The 4,184-nt window shown below is 36.6% G+C and carries 1 protein-coding gene and 3 pseudogenes; 2 read left to right on the forward strand and 2 right to left on the reverse strand.

The window, feature by feature from the left end:
- Positions 1-246 (forward strand): annotated as a pseudogene (locus QZ276_RS02335) (carbohydrate-binding protein); the annotation flags it as partial.
- A gap of 109 nt (positions 247-355) precedes the next feature.
- Here QZ276_RS02335 and QZ276_RS02340 read toward each other — a convergent pair.
- Together QZ276_RS02340 and uvrB are read right to left on the reverse strand one after the other, a co-directional pair.
- Positions 356-1,384, reverse strand: a pseudogene (locus QZ276_RS02340) (IS630 family transposase).
- Positions 1,385-1,613: 229 nt separating this feature from the next.
- Positions 1,614-3,608: an excinuclease ABC subunit UvrB gene (uvrB, locus tag QZ276_RS02345; protein WP_292484927.1), complete on the reverse strand. Its 1,995-nt coding sequence runs from the start codon at positions 3,606-3,608 to the stop codon at positions 1,614-1,616.
- Between the two features lie 371 nt (positions 3,609-3,979).
- Here uvrB and QZ276_RS02350 point away from each other — a divergent pair.
- Positions 3,980-4,184, forward strand: a pseudogene (locus QZ276_RS02350) (RNA-guided endonuclease TnpB family protein); the annotation flags it as partial.

The raw sequence follows: 4,184 nt of genomic DNA on the forward strand, positions 1-4,184 counted from the left end.
ATTATCTTGGAGGATTTTAGCAGTAATAATACAGTACATTATAACAGTCTGTCTAAAAATAAGGGTAATATCAGAGCAAATTATTCTATAAACCAGATTAAAAACAATTACATGAATAATAACAGTAGCCAAAATATTGATAGTGATAGTCTAGAAATTCCTTTTATTAATTCCACATTTTTATTAATCTTGATTGCCACTGCATTTGTCTTTTCAAAAAATAAGAGAGACAACAAACAGAAATGATTATAGGATATGATTATAAATCAGAAACCTTTCAAAAAGGGATATCTTTGGTCAGGAACGGTAAGTAATACGGCTACCGTCTAAATCGTTATACATGGCTCTTCTATAGTCAGTAACATAACATTTGTTGTATAAAATTATTCACAATAAACTTTTTTATCCACCCTTTTGCAAAACTGATACTTGCTGATAATTGCATGAACGCTTCATAAATCAGCTGCCTCATATGATCGGGATCGATAACGAAGAACCTGGATACCACTCTCCTGATACTCATCCATATGAACTCGATGGGATTGAGTTCTGGAGAGTATGGAGGTAGATAGACCAGTTCGATACCGTTGTTGACTGCATATTCAACCACAGTCTTTGCATGATGCGATTTGAAGTTATCAAGTATAATGACAATCCTCTTACCGGGATTACTGTTCCTGATATTCATCAGGAACTTACAAACATCCTCTTTTTTTGAATGTGGATTGAACTCGATTACAGAATTGCCATTGAGTGCATAGAACCCTAAAGTATTCACTTTAATCCACATGTTCCTGTAAATCTGGGGTTTGTTGAATGACCATAATCTCAGTGTATTTGCATTATTCTGTGGAGAAGTTTCATCGAGGAACCCGATGATGGTATTCTCGTCCAATTCAGGAATGTTTTTTTAAAATCTCGTCAGCCTCTGCAGGTTTTCTGTAGTCGTAAGTATAGGGTTTGGAATGTTTCATACCAAACTGTATCATTATGATTCTTATCTGTTTGAGAGAATATTCTACCCCATACTTTTGTATAACGATCTGCCTGACCTCATTAGTAGTCCACAGGCTCCTCTGTTTTAGCGTATTTTTGAGTTCATCAAACTGTTGTTGTGAGAGTTTGTGTTCTCTGCCCTTACTGACCCTTGGAACCAGAGCATCATATCCACCTTTATTCCATCTATCCTGCCAGTAATATCCAGTCATCTTAGTGATACCCACTCTGTCAGCGACTTCGCTGACAGAATCCCCCAAATACCTGAATTTGCAGAAATACAGCCGTTTCAACATCCTGGTACCGGTCTCGGTTTTATCAAAGTGTGGAGCTGGTCAAGTGTTACATGATGTACAATATCTATCTGATCTTTTCTTCGTTGTTTCATAACAAGATATATGCTGTTTGAGTATAAAGAGCTACGTATCTAACTATAATAAATCAATCAGTCATTTCAAATTTTTGTAAGTAGACAAATTAGGTTTTTTGTGCAGACACTTGCTAAAGATTGTTAACTTTATGGTCAAATAAACCCTGATAATTGTCAACTTTATAGTCAGAAGGGGTATTTTATAGTCAGACCGACTTTATGGTCAAAGCCGGTTTTATGTTTGCAGTTACAGTGAATATTTCCTGCGTAGGTCGTTGATTTTATCTCTTAATTCTGCAGCTTTTTCAAATTCAAGGTTCTTTGCGGCAAGATGCATATCCTCTTCAAGGTCAATAATCAGGTCTTCAATATCTTTTGTGGATTTGTTTTCTGCCAGTGCAACTGTTTCTGAATAATCACTGGTCTGTGGTTCTGGATATTCGACTTCCACGAGTTCTTTTTGAATTGCTTTTGTGATAGTCTGTGGGACAATACCATTTCTTTGATTAAAATCAATCTGGAGTTCACGTCTGCGGTTTGTTTCATCAATAGCTCTTTTCATGGAACCTGTGGTTTTGTCAGCATATAGAATAACGCGACCGTTTGCGTTTCTTGAAGCTCTCCCTATGGTCTGGATAAGGGAGCGTTCAGAGCGCAGGAATCCCTCTTTATCAGCATCAAGGATTGCTACAAGCTCCACTTCAGGAATATCAAGTCCTTCTCTTAACAGATTAATGCCTACAAGAACATCGAAATCTCCTTTCCTAAGGCTTCTTACAATTTCTGCACGTTCAAGAGTATCGATATCAGAATGCATGTATTTAACTCTGATACCAACTTCAAGTAAATAATCGGTTAAATCCTCAGCCATCCTTTTTGTGAGGGTGGTGACAAGGGTGCGGTACCCTTCTTCGGCTATTTTTCTGACTTCATCTATAAGGTCATCAATCTGGTTTTCTATAGGCCGCACTATTATTTCAGGGTCGACAAGTCCTGTAGGTCGAATTATCTGTTCAACAACCTGTTCACTATTATTAAATTCATAATTAGCAGGTGTTGCTGAAACATAAATAATCTGATTAACTCTATTTTCAAATTCATCGAATTTCAGGGGTCGATTGTCATAGGCAGATGGGAGGCGAAATCCATATTCCACAAGTGAATCCTTTCTGGATTTGTCACCGTTGTACATACCGCCTATCTGAGGTATTGTAACATGTGATTCATCTATAAATATAAGATAATCATCAGGGAAGAAATCAAGTAGTGAATATGGAGGGTCTCCCGGTCTGCGACCGTCAAAATGCCGGGAATAGTTTTCAATACCACTGCAGTATCCGATTTCACGAAGCATCTCCATATCAAAATTAGTACGTTGCACAAGTCTCTGGGATTCAAGTTGCTGGTTGTTTGCTTCAAATCTGGATACCTGTTCTTCAAGTTCTGCTTCTATAGAATCCATAGCTCTATCTATCTGTTCTTGAGGCATTACAAAGTGTTTTGCGGGATAGATAGCAATGTTTTCATTTTCATTCAATGTATTTTGCACTTTACCTGTCAGCGGGTTAAAATATGATATTTTTTCAACCTCATCTCCGAAAAGTTCTATTCGTATTCCGTGTTCTTCCTGTGCAGGGTAGATTTCAATTGTATCCCCTCTTGATCTGAATGTACCTTGTGTGAATTCGATATCATTTCTCTCATACTGCATATTAACCAGACTGGCAGACAGGGTACTTTTATCAATCTCTTCACCCGTTGAGAGGAATAAAGACATCTCTTTCCATTCATCAGGTGAACCTATATTGTAGATACATGAAACACTGGATACTACAATGACATCTTTGCGTTCCATTAGCGATTTGGTGGCAGAAAGACGTAACCTATCAATTTCTTCATTTATTGAAGATTCTTTTTCAATATAGGTGTCAGTGGTTGGTATATAGGCTTCAGGTTGATAATAATCATAATAACTTACAAAATATTCTACTGCATTGTCTGGGAAAAATTCCCTGAATTCAGAATACAATTGAGCAGCAAGTGTTTTGTTATGTGCAATTACAAGTGTGGGTTTTTGAACGTTTTCTATGACATTTGCCATTGTAAAGGTTTTACCTGAGCCTGTTACTCCCATAAGAGTCTGGTGTTTAAAACCTTTGTTAAGTCCATCTGTCAAATTTGAAATGGCTGAGGGCTGGTCACCCTTCGGTTCATAACTGGTAACTACTTTAAAAGGTTTCATTGTTGTTTTTTCTATTTTTGTTTGTAAGTATTATGTCCATTTATTTGGTAGTTTATATTTGTAGTTGACCCTCTACAATAGATTGTATATACGTTGTTCACGAGAAATGGAGCAGGAAGCCAACAGTTTTAACTGTTCTCTTTAAATCAAAACACTCTAAATTAAAAATTTAGAATAAAGCTTAAATCAGAGATTTTAGTTGTTTTAAAGATATCTTTATACTTCGATTAAAGAGTGAGGAATGCGTCCAAACTTAAACAAACCATTAATGAATCAACAATAGCATCTCTGTTTCATAATTAGTTTATTTATGTATGACATATTTATAGATAGAATGTACCTGACATTGAAAGTTAAACTGAATCCCGATAGTGAATCTTGGTGTAGTTAATATAGCAACCACTTCTGATGGAGAAGTCTATAAAGGCACAAAAGCTGATAAGGTTAGAGAACGATACACCAGTCTGAAATCGAGATTACAATCTAGAGGTACATGGTCAGCCAAGAAGCACCTCAAGAAATTATCCAAAAAGGAACGCCGGTTCAAACGCGACCTGAACCATTGGGTTGCCAAAC

The sequence above is a fragment of the Methanohalobium sp. genome (assembly GCF_018609725.1).
GTDB lineage: Archaea > Halobacteriota > Methanosarcinia > Methanosarcinales > Methanosarcinaceae > Methanohalobium.